Below are 875 nucleotides of genomic sequence, written 5' to 3' on the forward strand. Positions count from 1 at the left end.
GGCGGAGAACTGGTCGACATTGCATCTGGTAGTCGCAAGCCTTCCTTCAGAGCATTTGAGCGTTTAGTTTACGGAGCTGTTCGGATGCGAACGGACGGTACTAAACTGTTTTGTGCTGTGGAGTCCGCTCACGCCAATATTAAGGAGGCCTATTCTATGAATATCGATTCAGGTGGGAACGTCACAGACGTCCGGCAGGAAAAGCCCGTATAATTGAAGTTTCACCGTTTCTGTCGGACCTTGCATTGCCGATTAGAGTCATTAGCAGACATCTGTATTCGTTGAATATAAGGTCCGCTAAATGCTCAAAAGCAGCTTCCGACGAAGATGACTTTCTGCAATAAGGTGGCGGAGGATCGGGGAGAAACCGCCGCAAATTTCCGCCGCTTTTATGTCAATAGGTTACAGCTAGATAGCCTCCTTGCTTGGGTAAATTCTGTACCAGTTGTTTGTATCAGTCCAGTGGATTTGCAATTAAGTGCAAATAGTCCGTTACTTATTTCTGGATACATAGGGATGGAGAGCAGTTGATTACAAATAATATGTTTTTGAGTAATGACGAGAGGTGGGGAGCCGCAACGATATAGAAAATAAAGGATTTTCTGGAATCGAGTGTCTCTGGTATTTACTGATAATCGCTGTTTTCCGTCAGCAATTGTGCCAGATTTGTGACACGGATATGAATATTCTGTTTAATAGCCCACCGCAGAACTGCAACCAGAGTTAAGAGCTAAGAGTTTGAATGTTTTTTGCCAGATAGAAGTATTCTAGATGGCGTCACCACATGTTTCTTAGTTGCCAGAAGTGGGCTTCCGCGCTTATTGCCGGTGTCTGTTATGAGTTCAACTTGTGTCATTTTGCTCCAACCATGATGG

General features: G+C 44.5%; 1 protein-coding gene. It reads left to right on the forward strand.

Annotation, left to right across the window (positions count from 1 at the left end):
- Positions 1–213: hypothetical protein (locus V7723_RS19715; RefSeq protein WP_335686214.1), on the forward strand; the 213-nt coding region annotated here is incomplete at its 5' end.
- Between the last annotated feature and the right edge of the window lie 662 nt (positions 214–875).

It is taken from the genome of Sneathiella sp. (assembly GCF_036960985.1).
Taxonomy (GTDB): domain Bacteria; phylum Pseudomonadota; class Alphaproteobacteria; order Sneathiellales; family Sneathiellaceae; genus Sneathiella.